The sequence below is a fragment of the Candidatus Gastranaerophilales bacterium genome, from assembly GCA_028693235.1.
Taxonomy (GTDB): Bacteria; Cyanobacteriota; Vampirovibrionia; order Gastranaerophilales; family Gastranaerophilaceae; genus JAQUVW01.
The window spans coordinates 284,616-300,960 of the sequence record JAQUVW010000001.1 but is presented as its reverse complement, the minus strand read 5'-3'; the positions used below and the strand labels follow the sequence as shown (position 1 = coordinate 300,960).

General features: G+C 34.5%; 14 protein-coding genes. 9 read left to right on the top strand and 5 right to left on the bottom strand.

Annotation, left to right across the window (positions count from 1 at the left end; all coding sequences use genetic code 11):
- Positions 1 to 64: 64 nt before the first annotated feature.
- Complete coding sequence (locus PHV37_01500; GenBank protein MDD3236757.1) at positions 65 to 946, top strand: nitroreductase family protein; 882 nt, start codon at positions 65 to 67, stop codon at positions 944 to 946.
- A gap of 43 nt (positions 947 to 989) precedes the next feature.
- Here the strand turns inward: PHV37_01500 and PHV37_01495 are convergent, their stop codons facing one another.
- The gene (locus tag PHV37_01495) at positions 990 to 2,666 is read right to left on the bottom strand and encodes a hypothetical protein (protein MDD3236756.1); all 1,677 of its coding nucleotides are present in this window, start codon (positions 2,664 to 2,666) and stop codon (positions 990 to 992) included.
- Positions 2,667 to 2,785: 119 nt separating this feature from the next.
- The gene (locus tag PHV37_01490; GenBank protein MDD3236755.1) at positions 2,786 to 5,041 is read right to left on the bottom strand and encodes an EAL domain-containing protein; all 2,256 of its coding nucleotides are present in this window, start codon (positions 5,039 to 5,041) and stop codon (positions 2,786 to 2,788) included.
- Positions 5,042 to 5,218: 177 nt separating this feature from the next.
- On the opposite strand from PHV37_01490, the gene PHV37_01485 reads away from it, so the two are divergent.
- The 4 genes from PHV37_01485 to PHV37_01470 all read left to right on the top strand — a co-directional run bounded on the left by PHV37_01485 (position 5,219) and on the right by PHV37_01470 (position 8,861).
- A complete protein-coding gene (locus PHV37_01485; GenBank protein MDD3236754.1) occupies positions 5,219 to 6,871 on the top strand; it encodes an AMP-binding protein in 1,653 nt (550 codons plus the stop codon).
- Between the two features lie 115 nt (positions 6,872 to 6,986).
- The gene (locus PHV37_01480) at positions 6,987 to 8,144 is read left to right on the top strand and encodes a 1-deoxy-D-xylulose-5-phosphate reductoisomerase (GenBank protein MDD3236753.1); all 1,158 of its coding nucleotides are present in this window, start codon (positions 6,987 to 6,989) and stop codon (positions 8,142 to 8,144) included.
- 10 nt (positions 8,145 to 8,154) lie between these two features.
- Positions 8,155 to 8,592, top strand: a complete 438-nt coding sequence (gene aroQ, locus PHV37_01475) for a type II 3-dehydroquinate dehydratase (protein ID MDD3236752.1) — start codon at positions 8,155 to 8,157, stop codon at positions 8,590 to 8,592.
- 62 nt (positions 8,593 to 8,654) lie between these two features.
- Complete coding sequence (locus PHV37_01470) at positions 8,655 to 8,861, top strand: hypothetical protein (protein ID MDD3236751.1); 207 nt, start codon at positions 8,655 to 8,657, stop codon at positions 8,859 to 8,861.
- Between the two features lie 51 nt (positions 8,862 to 8,912).
- Here PHV37_01470 and PHV37_01465 read toward each other — a convergent pair whose 3' ends face one another.
- Positions 8,913 to 9,638, bottom strand: coding sequence for a PIG-L family deacetylase (locus PHV37_01465; GenBank protein ID MDD3236750.1), 726 nt, complete (start codon positions 9,636 to 9,638; stop codon positions 8,913 to 8,915).
- Between the two features lie 10 nt (positions 9,639 to 9,648).
- On the bottom strand, positions 9,649 to 10,755 hold the full coding sequence (locus PHV37_01460; GenBank protein ID MDD3236749.1) for a glycosyltransferase family 4 protein: 1,107 nt from the start codon (positions 10,753 to 10,755) through the stop codon (positions 9,649 to 9,651).
- Between the two features lie 96 nt (positions 10,756 to 10,851).
- Here PHV37_01460 and sdaAB point away from each other — a divergent pair, with 96 nt between their 5' ends.
- The 3 genes from sdaAB (at position 10,852) to PHV37_01445 (ending at position 13,214) form a co-directional block, all read left to right on the top strand.
- Positions 10,852 to 11,523: an L-serine ammonia-lyase, iron-sulfur-dependent subunit beta gene (gene sdaAB, locus PHV37_01455; GenBank protein ID MDD3236748.1), complete on the top strand. Its 672-nt coding sequence runs from the start codon at positions 10,852 to 10,854 to the stop codon at positions 11,521 to 11,523.
- Positions 11,516 to 12,391 carry an L-serine ammonia-lyase, iron-sulfur-dependent, subunit alpha gene (sdaAA, locus tag PHV37_01450; protein MDD3236747.1) on the top strand — a complete coding sequence of 292 codons (876 nt, stop codon included), beginning with the start codon at positions 11,516 to 11,518 and terminating at the stop codon, positions 12,389 to 12,391. Before sdaAB ends, sdaAA begins: the two co-directional genes overlap by 8 nt.
- A gap of 67 nt (positions 12,392 to 12,458) precedes the next feature.
- On the top strand, positions 12,459 to 13,214 hold the full coding sequence (locus tag PHV37_01445; protein ID MDD3236746.1) for a hypothetical protein: 756 nt from the start codon (positions 12,459 to 12,461) through the stop codon (positions 13,212 to 13,214).
- On the opposite strand, the gene PHV37_01440 is transcribed toward PHV37_01445, so the two are convergent.
- The gene (locus PHV37_01440) at positions 13,211 to 14,344 is read right to left on the bottom strand and encodes an anhydro-N-acetylmuramic acid kinase (GenBank protein ID MDD3236745.1); all 1,134 of its coding nucleotides are present in this window, start codon (positions 14,342 to 14,344) and stop codon (positions 13,211 to 13,213) included. The genes PHV37_01445 and PHV37_01440 overlap by 4 nt on opposite strands.
- A gap of 114 nt (positions 14,345 to 14,458) precedes the next feature.
- Here PHV37_01440 and PHV37_01435 point away from each other — a divergent pair, with 114 nt between their 5' ends.
- Positions 14,459 to 15,904, top strand: coding sequence for a mannose-1-phosphate guanylyltransferase/mannose-6-phosphate isomerase (locus PHV37_01435; protein ID MDD3236744.1), 1,446 nt, complete (start codon positions 14,459 to 14,461; stop codon positions 15,902 to 15,904).
- Positions 15,905 to 16,345 lie beyond the last annotated feature (441 nt).

Here is a 16,345-nt window from a genome sequence, read left to right as displayed (position 1 = left end):
ATTTTGTATTAAATTGTCCCCAAGTTATAATAGACGGAGATATTGTAGTCAGAAAGGGATTTTTATGAGCATAGACTTACAAATAGACAAAAGCAAATGCGTAAAATGCGGGCTTTGTACAAAAGATTGTAGCCTTGGATGCCTGATGATGGGAACAGACGGCTATCCTACAGTAAATATTGATAACGAAAATAACTGCCTGCGTGACCAACATTGCCTTGCGATATGTCCAACAGGAGCTTTGTCGATTTTAGGGAAAGACCCGAAAGACTCCGATATAACGATGAGGAATTGGAAGCCTGATGATATTTTAAACCTTATAAAATCAAGAAGAAGCATAAGAGAATATAAAGACGAAAATGTTGACCCGATAACAATGAAAAGACTTAAAGAAATGCTTTCTTGGGTTCCTTCTGGCTGTAATAATCACGGCATTGAATATACATTTATAGACGATAAAGAAGTAATGAAAGAGTTCAGAAACTATACAAATTCCAAACTGATAAAATTATTAAAAAGAATACCAATTGGCGGGACTATGGGCGTTTTTAAAAAAGCTATTTTGAACGGTTGCGACGTAATTTTCCAAGGAGCGCCCCATATGCTTGTAGTATCAGTTCCGAATGATGCACCTTGCAAAACGATAGACCCTACTATCGCCGCAAGCTATTTTGAGCTATACGCTCAAAGCTTGGGACTAGGGACTTTGTGGTGCGGTTTTGCCGAGATTTGTATAAGACTATTCCCGGAATTAAATAAAAAGCTTGAAATAAGTAAAGGCTATAAGGCCACTCGTGTAATATTATTTGGACCTACCCCTTTAAGATACGCAAGAGCGACTCAACCAGACGCGTCAATCATTAAAATAGTAAAAAAGGGTGAATTTAAAAAGCTTTCAGTCCTTGAAAAAATCAAACAATTATTCACAATGGAAATGGGACTTTGAATAAGTCCCATAACCTTTTAATGATTAAAAACACAAATTGTCGTTATTTATTCTCACCGTTTGTTTTTTGTTGGTCGATAAGCTTCTGAGCCTCGACTTGAACCTGATAATCATCGATAGAACTAACAATATTCAATAATTGGGAAGAAATCGAATTCAAGCTGGTTTGAAGGTTTTGCCAACTTTCAAGAGAAGCTTTGTCTTTTGTGCGATTTGCGACTTTTATTTCATTATTGACGGTTTGCAATGCAACATCATCCATATTTTTTAGTTGAGCAGACATTTGGACAATTTTATCCAAGTCTTTTTCTTCATTAGTTTTTTGAATTTCTAAGGATAATTGTTGTTGCAATTTTTCATTTTCTTCCATCGATTTATTAAAATCTCTGTAGTAGCTTTCTTCTGCGAGCATAAAGACTGAAGTTGCAGTAGATTTGGGATTTGCAGCTTGGAACTCACGGATATCGCACCTTGTTTCAGGCGGAAGTTCGCCATAACGTCCATCTCTAGCGATAACATATGATTTTATAGCAATATCAAGTTTTTTTGATTCATTACTGAAAAGATGAGCCTCTGGAGCCTCATTTGCAATTTGAGATAAGAGATTATCGCCCAATGCCGAATCCATATATCCTGCTTCTTGAAGCCCTAATGCAGCCATGCCTGAGTTCATTTTACCGGTATTTTGAGTGACAGCATCTGTCATATATTTAAGGATATAGCTTGAAACCACTTGATTTCTGTAATCTTCATTTTCAGCAAATTTTCTTTGATTATCTTTATGTGTAGCATAGTCGACTCTAAAATTTTCGACTTCATCAAGACTCATACCCTCAAGATTGTTGAGATTTCCTCTGATTGCATACCCGACGCAAGCAGGACCGAACCACGGGTTATCAGATGGTGCATAGGGCCAATTTGAGTCGTTAGACAAAATACCATAGGCATAATCATAATCACGATTATTTAAAACATCGCCCAAATATTGCTCAGGATAAACGCCTCTTATGTCATCCCAAGTAGATTCAAGGAAGTTTCGTCCACGCCATTTAGCTTTTTCATCTTCGGGCATATAATCAATAGACTCAGGAAATTCTTTAGCAATCATAGCTCCCGCAATATAATGCCAAGGCTCACCCGAACCGGTGATAACATCATCAGTATCGCTAAAAATAGACCCACGGTCATATTGCAAAGCTTTTAATAAAGCAGGGGTCAAAGAATCAGGACTGACTTGTTCTCTTGCGTCACCGTCAGAAGTTGCCGCAATAGCCAATACGTCCATCATTTGCCCTGCATCTTCGGACATATAAACATTTGACTCCTCTGAATTTATATTATCGTAATACATATTCAAAGAATCATCTGAAAGTTTTTCACCATCTAAAATATTATTGATGTCATAAATTAAATCCGCCTTTTCAAACTGCAAATTTAATTGTATTTCTTTAGCATTTTCTTCTATTGCATTGATTGATAGGTCTAAAGGTTTTTCGTTGTTTTTCAACGGATTAAACGTAACAGCGGCCAATACAGCAGCCCCAATCAAAGCTGTATTTCTGATAGGATGATGTTTTTTATGGCGTCGTGGAACTCTTGAATCATAATAATCATCATTTCTGCCTTGAAAAGTTACATTTTTAGAATCAGGATGTTTTTTTAAAGTCCTAGCCATCGAATTAGAAAACGAAGGGTAAGCTTTAATAGAAGATATTTGCATTGATTTAAAACCTCATTTTGTCGGAAAAAGTAAACACAGTGATACAGATACTGAATAAATATCTAAACAAATTTTTTTTTTACAAATTCGAACAAATTAGGTTAAGTTTTATGTAGAAATTAAGATTGTGAATTAACTTCTAATTGAGAAAATATTTTTTCCTCAAATTCATGAAGCGGCATAGGTCTTGCAAAATAATAACCTTGGGCCATATCGCATCCGATTTCTTGCAGAAACTGAATATGTTCTTCAGTCTCAACGCCCTCAGATATAGTAGCGATACTCATATCTTTAGCCATTGAAATTATATTTTTGACAACTTTTTTAGAACGTTCAGGCACATCGCCGAAATTAAAGAACTCTCTATCAAGTTTCAAGACATCGACTTCAAGGTTTTTCAATAGGTTCAAAGAAGAATATCCCGTACCGAAATCATCGATAGATATAAGGAAACCGAGATTTCTAAGTTCCTTTGTAATATATATTAAAGTATCGAGATTATCAAAAATAGCACTTTCAGTAATTTCTATTTCAAGGCAAGAGGTGGGAACATTATGCTCTTTAGCTATAGAATATAAGATTTCAGCCAAATCCTCATTATGGAAATTAACTCTTGAAATATTTACAGACACAGTAATTTGTGGCAATCCCTCATCAATCCAAGCACGAATTCTTTGACAAACAGTATCAAATATATACAAATCCAAACGTGAAATAAAACCGTTTTTTTCAAATAGCGGGATAAAATCTATAGGCGGAATCAAACCATGTTTAGGGTGATTCCATCTAACTAAAGCTTCTGCCCCAACCGGTTTGACATCATTGAGTCTAAACTTTGGTTGTAAATAAACGACGAAATCTTTCTTTTGTAAAGCTGTATCCATATCACGTTCAAGCTCGGTTTGGTATAGAAGTTGAGCTCTCATTTCGTCGGTATAGAAATTATAATTGCTATCAGGCTTAGAATCGACCAATAATTTTGCCAAATTTGCTCTTATATATATTTGTTCAAAATCAGGTTCTTTTTCGTCGATTTCATAAATACCGCAAGAACAACTCAGAGAATAAGGTGTAGTGGGGGTAATACGATAATCTTCAAAATAGCTGAATAAAGTTTCTATCAAACAAGTAAGCTGCTCTTTATCAGAATAATTCCAAACTGCACAAAACTTATCAGAGCCTATTCTTGCACTAACTCCATTATTTTTTGTCATCATTTCGATTTTATCTGAGATGTATTTAAGAGTTCTGTTACCGGCTTGATAACCGAAGATATCATTTATAACATTGAATTTTTTAATATCAAAGAGCAAAAAAGCACTTTTTTCTTTATTATTAAGAAAACTATCTACAGTCTTTTTAAAATAATTCCAAGTATGTCCACCTGTTAAATCATCGACATAAGCCATATCTTCTAAAGTTTTGCTATGTTTTTTCATTATAAAGAGAATATAGAAAAATAATCCGGCGAATAATAAAATTATGCAGATTGCAGTCACAAAAGATAACAAAGCAAATTGATATAAGCTTTTAATAACAGCCATTTTCGGAGTTGTAGCGACATAGAACCAGCCATTATAAGCAAGAGGAGAATATATCAAATAAACAGCTTGCCCCCCTATGTAACAAGTTAGAATATTTTGGTTTCTGTTAGCAAAATCCGATTTTAAAATATAGTCTTTGTTGTTGTCTTTAAATTGAATATTTTTTAATACATTTTTTAAAACAGGAAGTCCCTCAATATCGTTCAATTGAGTAATTACTTCACCATTAGAATCAACCAAATAAGAATTTCCGTTGCCACCGAAAGTAGGGAAATTCAAAATATTTTTATAAACATTACTATCAATAGTCCCAAAAAGGACGCCCGTAACATTTTTATTTTTAAAAACTGGAACAGAAAGCACATTAATTTTGGTTTTTTTGTCGAATTTATCAATGATAGTAGGACTCATAGCACTTTGACCACGCATGGCAGATTTAAAGTAGCCTCGGTCTGCAATATTAAAGCGAGCCCCATCAGTGGTATCGACATTTCCATCAGCAGTAGCAATCCCCATACGAATAAAAGAATTTTCGTTGGTTTCATACTGTAGAATATGCATTAACTGAGTGTGATTAATATCATTATTTTGAGAAAGCAAAGCAGACAAAGATTCTAAGATTCGGATATTTCTATCCATTTTAGAGTTAATACTTTCAGCACTTTGAGAGGAAATTTCCATTAAATACTTATAATTAGATTCAGAAACAGATTTTTTAAAGCTCATAAAATAGAAAGTGGCAAAAAGGGTCATTAGAAGAAGAATAGAAACACTTACAAAAGTATATAACACAACAGGTTTTGCACCTTGTTTTTTAAAATTTTTATCCATACGCACCTATACTCAACTAAACTAAAAAGAATATACACCTTTTTTGCTAAAATGTAAAGCCAGATTGGAATACAAGAAGAATCGTGATATTTGTAACAGCAATTTGCAAAACATGTTTTAATTTTAAAATTTTTATATTAAAATTAATAACGATAAGAATGGGAGAAAAGGCGGAAAATGGATAAAAATATACTTTTATTTATGGAACATCGCACTGAGCATTTAGAAAACAATATCTCATTAGGTATGAAATCGAGTATTGGCTGGAAGGAATTAACATTTAAAGGATTAAGCATTTTATCAAAGAGATTGGCTAATCATCTTATTGACTTAGGAATTGACAAGGGTGACAATGTAGCTATTTTGTCAGAATCTATGCCGGAATGGGGAGCAGCATTGTTTGCATCAATAATGGCAGGTTCAACAACAATTCCTTTAGATATTAAACTTACGAAATACGAGTTAAACCACATATTGACTGATTGCAGACCGAGAATAATGTTGGTTTCAAGTGCATATTTAGAAAAAGCAATTGAGATGCAAAAAGAGATTGATTCGATTGAACACATTATCTTGATTGACGATACAGGTGCAAACCGAAATTACATAAGTATGTACACATTAGAGGACAAACCTGATAGAAAATGGCGGCACCGAAACCTTAATAAAACGGCTTTTGTTATTTATACATCAGGTACAACAGGAAGTCCTAAAGGAGTTGAAATAACCTTTGAAAATGTCATTTCTCAAGTTGAAGCAATAGGAAAATCTTTTGATTTAGGCAAAGATGACAACCTTTTGTCCATTTTGCCGATGAACCACTTGTTTGAGCTAACAGTGGGATTTTTGTCTTTCTTGAGTATGGGAACGTCCATCTATTATTCAAAAAGCTTGAAGCCAAAAGACCTTTTCCCGATATTTACGGAAAAGAAAATCACGTTTATGGTTGTAGTTCCTGCGTTTTTGAAACTTTTAAAAACCAGTATCGAGTCTGAAATAAAAACGTACTCACCTATTAAAAAATTCTTGTACGACATATCCTACAACTTGGCAGAAATGATAAATTGTTATAAACTCAGAAGATTTTTATTTAGAAATATCCACAAAAAATTCGGAGGTAAATTCAAAGGATTTATCTCTGGAGGTGCCCCTCTTGATATAAATGTCGGCAAATTTTTCCAAACAATAGGTCTAAAAATATATGAAGGCTATGGACTTTCAGAAGCAAGCCCTGTTATATCGGTAAATGTTGAAGGAGCTAACAGATTAGGTTCTGTTGGTCGTCCGCTGTTCAATGTTGAAGCCAAAATCGACGCAGAAACCGGCGAATTAATGGTCAAAGGTCCGAGCGTGATGAAAGGCTATTTTAAGAAGCCGGAAATGACAAAAGAAGTCATAACAGAAGAAGGTTGGCTAAAAACAGGCGACATCGCAAGGATTGATAAAGACGGATTTATTTGGATTACAGGCAGAATAAAAAATATGATAGTTCTTCCCGGCGGGAAAAAAGTATTTCCGGAAGAAGTTGAAGCCGTACTTGAGCAAAGTGATATGTTTCAAGAAGTTTGCGTAGTAGGTCAAAAGCATAAAATTGGGCAAAAAGAAGGCTCAGAAGATGTGTGTGCGGTTATAGTTCCAAGAGCTGACATTTCAGAAGCTCACACAAATGACTTGGAATTGAAACAAGAAATATCAAAAGAAGTAAAAAAACTGGCAACCCAACTTTCAACATTTAAACGTCCGACAAACATAATCGTTTCGAGAGAATTGTTGCCGAGAACAGCAACAAAAAAAATCAAACGAAAAGATGTTGCAGCAATGACCGAATAAAAACAGCATAAAATAAAGATAAAAGCACCCTTAACAATTGGGTGTTTTTATTTTGTTTAGACTATAATGAAAACTGAAATAAAATTTAAACAGCAAAATCGGGTGAATAATAAAAATGGAAAAAGTAAAAAAGATAACAATACTTGGCTCAACAGGCTCTATCGGAACTCAAGCACTTGAAGTTATATCAAAATTAAAAGACAAATTTGAAATTATCGCACTCAGTGCAGGCGACAACATTGAGCTTTTGTCCCAACAAATTGAACAATATAATCCGAGGATTGTTTGTGCGAAATCGAAGCAAAGTGCCGATAAATTAAAACAGAAATACCCAAATATCCTTGTAGTATATGGTGAAACAGGGTTAGTCCAAATTTGTAAAAACAAAGATAACGATATAATTTTAGTTGCGGTATCAGGAAGAATAGGTCTAAAACCAACACTTGCGGCTATAAAAAACGGCATTGATATAGCACTGGCAAATAAAGAAACATTGGTAATGGCTGGCGATATCGTAATGAAAATGGCGAAAGAAAATAATGTTAGAATTTTGCCTGTAGACAGCGAGCACTCAGCAATTCACCAATCAATCAAAGACAGAAAATCTGTTCGAAATTTAATAATAACAGCCTCTGGCGGACCTTTTAAGAACAGTACCCCCGAAGAAATAAAAAAAGCGACCGTTAAAGAAGCCCTAGCCCACCCGAGATGGAACATGGGCAAAAAAATCACAGTTGACTCTGCAACCCTTATGAATAAAGGACTTGAAGTCATTGAAGCACACCATCTTTTCAATATGCACTATGAAAACATAAAAGTTGTTATTCACCCTCAAAGCGTTATCCACAGTGCTGTAGAGCACATTGACGGTAGCGTAATTGCTCAATTAGGTGTCCCGAGTATGCACATTCCAATCCAATATGCAATCACTTATCCCAACAGGGTTGAGGGAATAAAAACAGATAGTTTTGATTTTGTAAAAATCGGAAGACTGGATTTTTCAGAACCTGATTATGAAAAATTTCCATGCTTAAAACTTGCATTTAACGCAGGAAAACTCGGAGGAACATATCCGGTTTGCCTCAATGCAGCTAATGAAGAAGCGGTTTTTGCATTTTTAGAAGGAAAAATATCACTCTATCAAATATATGAAATAACAAAAAAAATGATGGACGCCCACGACGCAATACAAAACCCAACGATTGATGAAATTTTTGAAATTGATGAAAAAATCAGAGAAAAAACCAGAAAATTAATTTCAGAAAATATATAAAGGAGCTAAAATGAAAATATTATTTTTAAACGGCCCGAACTTAAATCTTTTAGGAACGAGGGAACCTGATAAATATGGGGCTTTAACTCTTTCAGATATTGAAAATCGAATGGTGAAAGAAACAAAAAACAACAGCGTAGAAATTGCATTTTATCAAAGCAATATTGAAGGCGAACTTGTTGACGCAATCCAAAAAGCAAAAGGCATTTATGACGGAATAGTGATGAATCCTGCAGCTTATACTCATACAAGTGTTGCAATTCGTGATGCGATTTTGGCAGTGCAAATTCCGACTGTCGAAATCCATATTTCAAATATTCACACCAGAGAAGATTTCAGAAAAACTTCCTTGACTGCACCCGCTTGTATTGGGCAAATTACAGGATTTGAAGCAAATAGTTACAAACTGGGACTCTTGGCAATTATTGATTATTTAAAAAAACAATAATTTCCATGCTTTTTTTTTGAGTTAAGATAATTAGCAACCATGGAAAAAGAAAGAGGTCTCAAATGAAAATAGGAAAAATTTCAAATGCATTAGTTGCTACACCAAAAAACAAAATGCCGAAAGTTACAAAACCGATTTTGAAACAAGCAACAAAAAATGAACAAGCTGCTATGGATTCATTCCAAAAAGCAACAACCGGAAATCAACAACCACTTTTTATAAACAGACGAGTTGATAGAATGTTGAAAAAATTGCACAAATCAAAATAAAAGATATCAATAAAGAACGCCTCTTGCACAAAGGGGCGTTTTTTCATTTCATTAAATAATTTTACATAAATTTTCAAGCATTTTGCAGTCTATGGCTATAAAAGCTTCAACATAGCCTATATCAAAATGCAGACCACGATATGAATTTAGCCCGATAGCTTTTTCAGTATAAGCCTTTAGCTCCACTTGAGATTTGTGAGCATTAATCATAGCTCTTTTTTGGGCGATGACATCTGAAATATCTACAAAAGCATTCGGAACAGGAAGCGTTGACCAAACTTCATACATACATATTTTTATATTTTGTTTATGCTTTTTATTTTTTAAAAGTCTGTTAATATTTATAGCAACTGCCTTGTGGTCCATGTGCTGGTCTAAAATATTAGGAATAAAAATATAATCGACATCAGAAATGTCTAATTTTTCGAAAGTTTCATAAGCTTCAATCACGTGCTTGTCATGGATATCTAAAAACTTGATATTTTTGACATTAGCAATCTCCATAGCCGCCGTAAATTCGTCACGCCTAACTTTTGCAGCTTCCTCGGGGTCAAATTTTTTAGCCCCTTTAACTCCGTTTGTCGCACAAACAACCTGAAAATTATCGGCAAATTTATATATTGTGCCGCCCATTCCGATACTTTCATCGTCAGCGTGAGGAGCAATACATAAACATTTTGCAGACGGCTCTAATCTCAATGGCTTTGCTTTTAGGTTTATAGATAAATATAATCTGTAAATTTTAGGTAAAAGATGATTAAAAATTAAAGATTTCAAAACATTCTCCTTATAACGAATCAAAGACTTCGCCGGCAAATTGGCTCCACGAGCGGGATTTAGCAGTTTCAAAAGCAGCTTCTCTAATTTTTAGCAAACTGTCTTTGTGATTATTTTTCAAATCGACAATATCAAGCAGAGCTTTTGATAAGTTTTTCAAAGATTTTTTATTTATATCAAAGACGAAACCGTTTTGAGAGTTATTGATAAGCTCAGAAAAGCCGGCATTACAGCTCACAACAGGAACAGCCTTATAAGAAGCTGCCTCAATTGCAACAAGGGCAAATGCCTCATGCCTTGAGGGAACAACGATAGCATCAATTTGTTTGTAAAATTCAGAAATATTAACTTGATAATCTAAAACTGTGACATATTTTTCAAGCCCCAATATTTTGACAAAGAATCTCGCCCATGGAGTATCTTTTGGAGTCGGATTTATAATCAAACCTCTGACATTTTTATCTTTTTTCAAGACATTTTTCATAGCAGCTAAAAACAAGTGAAAGCCTTTATTTGAGGTAATTCCCGAGACCAAACCGAAAGTAAAAAGATTATTTTCTTTTCTCTCAAAGCTTTCATCAACGGTAACTCCGGGATAAACAACTTTTATTTTATTTTCGTTAATGTGGAGATTTTTTGAATAATCAGCCTTAATTTTTTCAGAAACGGCAATAAAAGTTTCAGATTTATCTGAGAAATATTTTTTTTGAAAATTTATTTTTTTGCGATTTATAAACTTAAAAAGTTTCCGCATAAATGGTGAAGAATACAAATCATAACGAAAAAGAAACGAGTGCGAATGAAGAAAAGAAGAATATTTAGGAGCAGGCACCTCTGGAATTATAACCGCATCATATATGGCATCACCTTTTTTAGCTTCAAAATCGGCAATGAACTCTTCAATATTATCCCCCAAAGAAAAAGGTATATGTTCAACCCTGTTGAATTCAGGATGCTCAACTTTTGCCTTAACGCAAGAAAAAACATCAAGGGCAACATCATTTCGTTTAATCCAATTCAAAAGCAAATACCGTGCGACATGAGAACCTCCCCCTTTAATGGGTGAGCCATCTAAAAGAGCATCGACATCTCCGATTAACACTGCTATTCGCTTCATTTTTTTGCCTTATAAATTTTATCAAATCTTATTTTAACATAAATTCTTGATTAGTTGAAATTAATCTTGTATCATACACACTGAAAGGTAAAAACGATGGGAAAAACGACATCATTATTTGATATTATAGGACCTGTAATAATCGGACCTTCAAGCTCACATACAGCTGGTGCCGTAAAAATAGGGCTTTTGGCATATAAATTAGCTGAAAAAGAAATTAAAAACGTAAAATTTGTGCTCTATAATTCTTTTGCAAAAACAGGCAAAGGTCACGGAACAGACAAAGGATTACTCGCAGGAATTATGGGGCTGAATGTCAATGATGACAACATTATAGATGCCTTTAAAATTGCAGATGAAAAAAATATAAATTATACATTTGACTATAAAGATGATTTTTCTCGTCACCCCAATTCTGTCGACATCATAATTTCAGCCGAAAATCTTGTTATAAAAGGAGATTCGCTTGGTGGTGGAGAAGTGAGTATTAGCAAAATTAATGACTACGACGTTGACATTCGAGGCGATTATAACACTTTGATGCTGATATACAAAGACAAACCCGGAATGGTTTTCAAAGTTTCAGAATTGATAAAAGAAGCTAAAGTAAACATCGCAACACTCGCCTGCAACAGGACAAATAAAGGCGAAGAAGCCTCAATGTGCATCACGCTTGATTCTGACTTAGCTAAAAGAACCATTGATAAATTACAAAACATTGATGAACTATTTTTTATACGATATATAGAGGCACTTAAATATGATTAATATAAAAACGTTTGAAGAACTTGAAAAATATTCAAACTGCAATAAAAAAGCTATCTTCGAAATAGCCCAAGAAATAGAAGCAGCAAACATTGAAACCTCAGTTGAAAAAATCAGAGAAAAAGTCTACGCAACGCTAACAGCAATGAAGAATGCAATAACTCGAGGACTAAACTCAAACAAGCTTTCGTACTCAAAAATGTGCGGAGCAGATTGTGAAAAATTATTAAACCGATATAAAAGTCACAACTCAATATTTTCTGACACCTTCAAAAATATTTTGCTTTACGCCCTTGCTACAATTGAAGAAAATGCCAGAATGGGCAAAATTGCAGCCTGCCCTACCGCAGGCTCCTGCGGAATAGTTCCATCAGTAATAATAGCGGTATCAGAAGGGATTGACGCAGATAAGGAAGAAATGATAAATGCCCTTTTGACGTCAGGTTTTATCGGCAAATTAATAGCCAACAAAATGGCTCTTGCAGGTGCTGTTATGGGCTGTCAAGGTGAATGCGGAGTCGCTTCAGCTATGGCTGCAGGAGCAATTGTAGAACTTTCCGGAGGAACAACCTCTCAAATTATAAATGCTGCCTCATTGGCTTTAAAAAACGTCATGGGGCTTGTTTGCGACCCTGTTGCAGGCTTAGTGGAAGTACCTTGCGTCAAAAGAAATCCATTTTTGGCGATGCACGCTACAGTGTCTTCAGAGTTAGCTTTAGCGGATATAAAAAGCGTTATACCAATGGACGAAATTATTGATGCCGCTAAACAAGTCGGGCAATTAATGTCCGTTTCTTTAAAAGAAAGCTCTTTAGCCGGACTCGCAACCACAAAAACAGCTGTTGAAATAACACAAAAACTACGTCATTAATAGGGTTTCTCGCCCACACTATAATGCTATTATACCAATATAGATTAGTGAAATAGTGGGGATTAAAATGAAAAAAGCTGCAAATTTCAAGACTTTACTTGTAGCTATGACTTTATTGACTGGAAATATTGCTCTTTCTCTTGATTTTGACATTCCGTCTAATTTTTACCCTGAGCAAACTGCTTTAAACACTAATATTGTTGAATTTAAGACAAATAAAAATAATATTGTCAATATATTTGAAAAAAGTTCAACTTCAAATATAATCGAAAATGATGACAATATAATTTGCGACAACATAATTGTTTATAATATCGCAAAAAACAACTTCTACCCTAGTGAAAACAACCTTCTTTCTAATTTTTACCCCATTGAAAACTATCAATTTAAAAACAATATCATTTGTGAAAATAACAAAAATTCATTCTATGATTTCAGCTCTTTTTCTCCACGAAAAAATATCTTAAATCCAACTATTGCAAGCTCTAACGGAGCAAGTTTGTTTAAAGAAACTAAAAAAGAAGAACCCAAAAAACAAGCTGAAACTTTGGCTTTAATAAAAGAAGTTGAATTTTTAGAAACCGCAGCTTTGAATGTTTACGGTGTTACTTATTTATCGCCCGAAAAAGATTCTTCTCCCATAAAAGCCGTTGAAGCAACTATAAACAAGGAATTTATGCCAGTTTCACCTTCTGCAATTTCTAAAAATGCTTATTATCATTCTGTAGATTTTAACGATTATAAAGTTGAAAAAAATGTTAAAATTTTAACAACTCAAGCCCCAAAAAACAAAAACGCAGAAACCGCCCAAAAGGCTTATTAATAGGCGATTTTACCCATTACAGTTTCATGAGAAGCCCCTGTGCAACTTGATATTGTGTTGTTTTTATTTTCAAGCGTACAAAAACCAAGGAAAGCAAAGGCTATAGCTTCTTTCAGCTTGTCAGGTATGCCAAAATCCTTATGGGTCTTAATTTCAACGTCAGGCATGTATAATTTTAGAGCAGAAATTAATGTATGATTAAAAGCACCTCCGCCGCCTAAAACCAGCTCCTTGATTGGAGTTACAGGCTTAATGAACAGCTTATATGAGTCTGAAATGACTCTCGCAGTAAGGTTTGTAATTGTCGCTATGACATCAAACCTGTCAGCCGGTGCAAGAGTAAGCATAGACTCGGCATAAGAGGCGTTAAACAGCTCCCTGCCTGTAGTTTTGGGTGGTTGCATGGTATAATAGGGTTCTTTTAGCAACTCTCTCAACCAATCTTCATCAACTTTCCCCTTTGCGGCGATTTCCCCATCTTTATCAAAAGGCAAATCAAAAAATTTGGCTACATAATAGTCAATAAGCATGTTTCCGGGACCTTCGTCAAACGCAAAAGGCTCACAATTTGAGCTTAAAACAGTAATATTAGAAATTCCGCCGATATTTTGAATTCCTCTGGGAACATCGACTCCGAATAATATTTTATCCGCAAAAGGCACTAATGGTGCACCATTACCTCCTGCTGCAATATCTTTTGTTCTAAAATCGCCAACTGTTTTAATCCCTGTACGCTCTGCTATCACTGAGATATCTCCGATTTGCAAAGTGGATTTTGTCGAAATTCCACCCAGATTTTTTATTTTTGGAATATGAAAAATTGTCTGCCCATGAGAAGCTATAAAGTCAATATCGGTAGGCAAATAGGGTGTTTTTGCCAACAGCTGATTGGCACATTTTGCAAATAATTCACCCACAACAAAATTCAAAAAGCAAACATCTTCAACATTACCCTCATTATTTGCAAGCAAAAGCAATTTATTTTTCACATCTTTAGGATAATCCAAAGAATAAGACTCTATAATGTCAAAAGAAAAATCATCGCCGATTTCCAGCAAACACGCATCAATTCCATCTAGCGAAGTTCCAGACATCATCGATATACACTTTTTTCTATTTTTATTGTTCATAATTTCTATAATAATTTAGTTACAAATTTATTTCAAATTCTTAAACAACTTTCATATTATCCTTGTGGCATGTATAATTAGGAAAGAAATGGGATTTTATAGGAAATTTTTAACATGTCTAATTTATATTCTGTAATCTTGGCAGGTGGAAGCGGTAGCAGATTGTGGCCTTTAAGCCGTGAAATGCACCCTAAACATTTGATGAAAATGAACGATGAATATACGCTTTTTCAAGCTACTTTTTTACGTTTAATAAATGATGTTGATGACAAAAATATAATTACTGTTACTAATATTAAGCACGAATCCATTGTTAAACAACAACTTACGGAATTGAAAAATAAATTTTGCAGGAAAACAGACTATAAGATTTTAACCGAACCTGTTGGCAAAAATACCGCTTCTTCTATTGCTTTGAGCATTAAATACATATCTCAAAATTTAAAAAATAAAAAAGAAGACCCTATTATTTTAGTTGTCGCCTCAGACCAATTAATCTTGGACGAAAAATGCTTCTCTAAAACTATAAACGAAGGAAAAAAACTAGCAGGAGCCGGTTATATCGTGACGTTCGGCATTGAACCACAAAAAGTTGACGTGGGGTTGGGCTACATAAAAGGTCGTAAAGATAAAAAAATTGAAGAAATCATCGAAAATGGCTTAAAAGTTGCTGACTTTATCGAAAAGCCTGAATTAAAAGAAGCTGAAAAGCTTATTAAATCTAAAAAATACTTTTGGAACAGCGGTATCTTTATGTTTAAAGCCTCTACTATGATGGCTGAGCTCAAAAAACACTGCAATGATATTTATAAAATTATCAATAAAATTGACATTTCAAACTCAACTCCATCTGTACCCTACCAAGATTTCGACAAATTGCCTGAAATTTCAATAGATTATGCTTTAATGGAAAAAAGCAAAAAACTGGCGATGGTCCCAATGAACTGTTATTGGTACGATATGGGCTCGTGGGAAGCCATATACGATATATCTGAAAAAGATGAAAACGGCAACTACATAACAGGAAATGTTATTGACATCGATTCTAAAAATTCTATGGTCTATTCAACCTCAAAGCTCGTAACAACAATTGGGCTCGAAGATACTATCGTTGTTGAAACAGAAGATGCTCTTTTGGTTTGCAACAAAGTTAAAGCACAAGAAGTTAAAGCCATCTACCAACAACTTAAAGATAAAAATGACTCAGCCCATTTGGTGCACAAAACCGTTTATCGCCCGTGGGGATATTACACCGTAATGCAAGAAGGCGACGGCTTTTTAACTAAATGTATAATGGTAAATTCCGGTGCAAAATTGAGTCTTCAACTCCACCACCACCGAAGTGAGCACTGGGTCGTGCTTGAAGGAAAAGCTTTTGTCGTAAAAGGTAAGGAAAACTATGAGCTAAATCCAGGTGAAAGCATTGATTTAGCTGTTGAAGAAATCCATTCATTGCAAAATCCATACAAAGAACCATTGAAAATTCTTGAAGTTCAAAAAGGCGACATTCTTGACGAAAACGACATCGAAAGAATTGAGGATATGTACGGCAGAGTTTAAATTTTTCAGTGTTGCAGGAGTTTTGTTAGGTTAAAGAAGCTCTGAATACAGCTTGGTTAGTAGTAAAAAGTTCTCTTTTTTTTTCAGTGTTGCAGGAGTTTTGTTAGACTAAAGAAGCTCTGAATACAGCTTGGTTAGTAGTAAAACTTTTTTTCAGTGTTGCAAGGAGTTTTGTTAGGCTAAAGAAGCTCTGAATACAGCTTGGTTAGTAGTAAAAAGTTCTCTTTTTCTTTCAGTGTTACAGGAGTTTTGTTAGGCTAAAGAAGCTCTGAATACAGTTTGGTTAGTAGTAAAACTTTTTTTTCAGTGTTGCAAGGAGTTTTGTTAGGTTAAAGAAGCTCTGAATACAGCTTGGTTAGTAGTAAAAAGTTCTCTTTTTTTTCAGTGTTGCAGGAGTTTTGTTAGGTTAAAGAAGCTCTGAATACAGCTTGGTTAGTAGTA

What these genes read in the sequence shown, in the direction of transcription:
- PHV37_01500 (MDD3236757.1), top strand. Translation starts at nt 65, where the DNA reads ATGAGCATAGACTTACAAATAGACAAAAGCAAATGCGTAAAATGCGGG.
- PHV37_01495 (MDD3236756.1), bottom strand. Translation starts at nt 2,666, where the DNA reads ATGCAAATATCTTCTATTAAAGCTTACCCTTCGTTTTCTAATTCGATG.
- PHV37_01490 (MDD3236755.1), bottom strand. Translation starts at nt 5,041, where the DNA reads ATGGATAAAAATTTTAAAAAACAAGGTGCAAAACCTGTTGTGTTATAT.
- PHV37_01485 (MDD3236754.1), top strand. Translation starts at nt 5,219, where the DNA reads ATGGATAAAAATATACTTTTATTTATGGAACATCGCACTGAGCATTTA.
- PHV37_01480 (MDD3236753.1), top strand. Translation starts at nt 6,987, where the DNA reads ATGGAAAAAGTAAAAAAGATAACAATACTTGGCTCAACAGGCTCTATC.
- aroQ (MDD3236752.1), top strand. Translation starts at nt 8,155, where the DNA reads ATGAAAATATTATTTTTAAACGGCCCGAACTTAAATCTTTTAGGAACG.
- PHV37_01470 (MDD3236751.1), top strand. Translation starts at nt 8,655, where the DNA reads ATGAAAATAGGAAAAATTTCAAATGCATTAGTTGCTACACCAAAAAAC.
- PHV37_01460 (MDD3236749.1), bottom strand. Translation starts at nt 10,755, where the DNA reads ATGAAGCGAATAGCAGTGTTAATCGGAGATGTCGATGCTCTTTTAGAT.
- sdaAB (MDD3236748.1), top strand. Translation starts at nt 10,852, where the DNA reads ATGGGAAAAACGACATCATTATTTGATATTATAGGACCTGTAATAATC.
- sdaAA (MDD3236747.1), top strand. Translation starts at nt 11,516, where the DNA reads ATGATTAATATAAAAACGTTTGAAGAACTTGAAAAATATTCAAACTGC.
- PHV37_01445 (MDD3236746.1), top strand. Translation starts at nt 12,459, where the DNA reads ATGAAAAAAGCTGCAAATTTCAAGACTTTACTTGTAGCTATGACTTTA.
- PHV37_01440 (MDD3236745.1), bottom strand. Translation starts at nt 14,344, where the DNA reads ATGAACAATAAAAATAGAAAAAAGTGTATATCGATGATGTCTGGAACT.
- PHV37_01435 (MDD3236744.1), top strand. Translation starts at nt 14,459, where the DNA reads ATGTCTAATTTATATTCTGTAATCTTGGCAGGTGGAAGCGGTAGCAGA.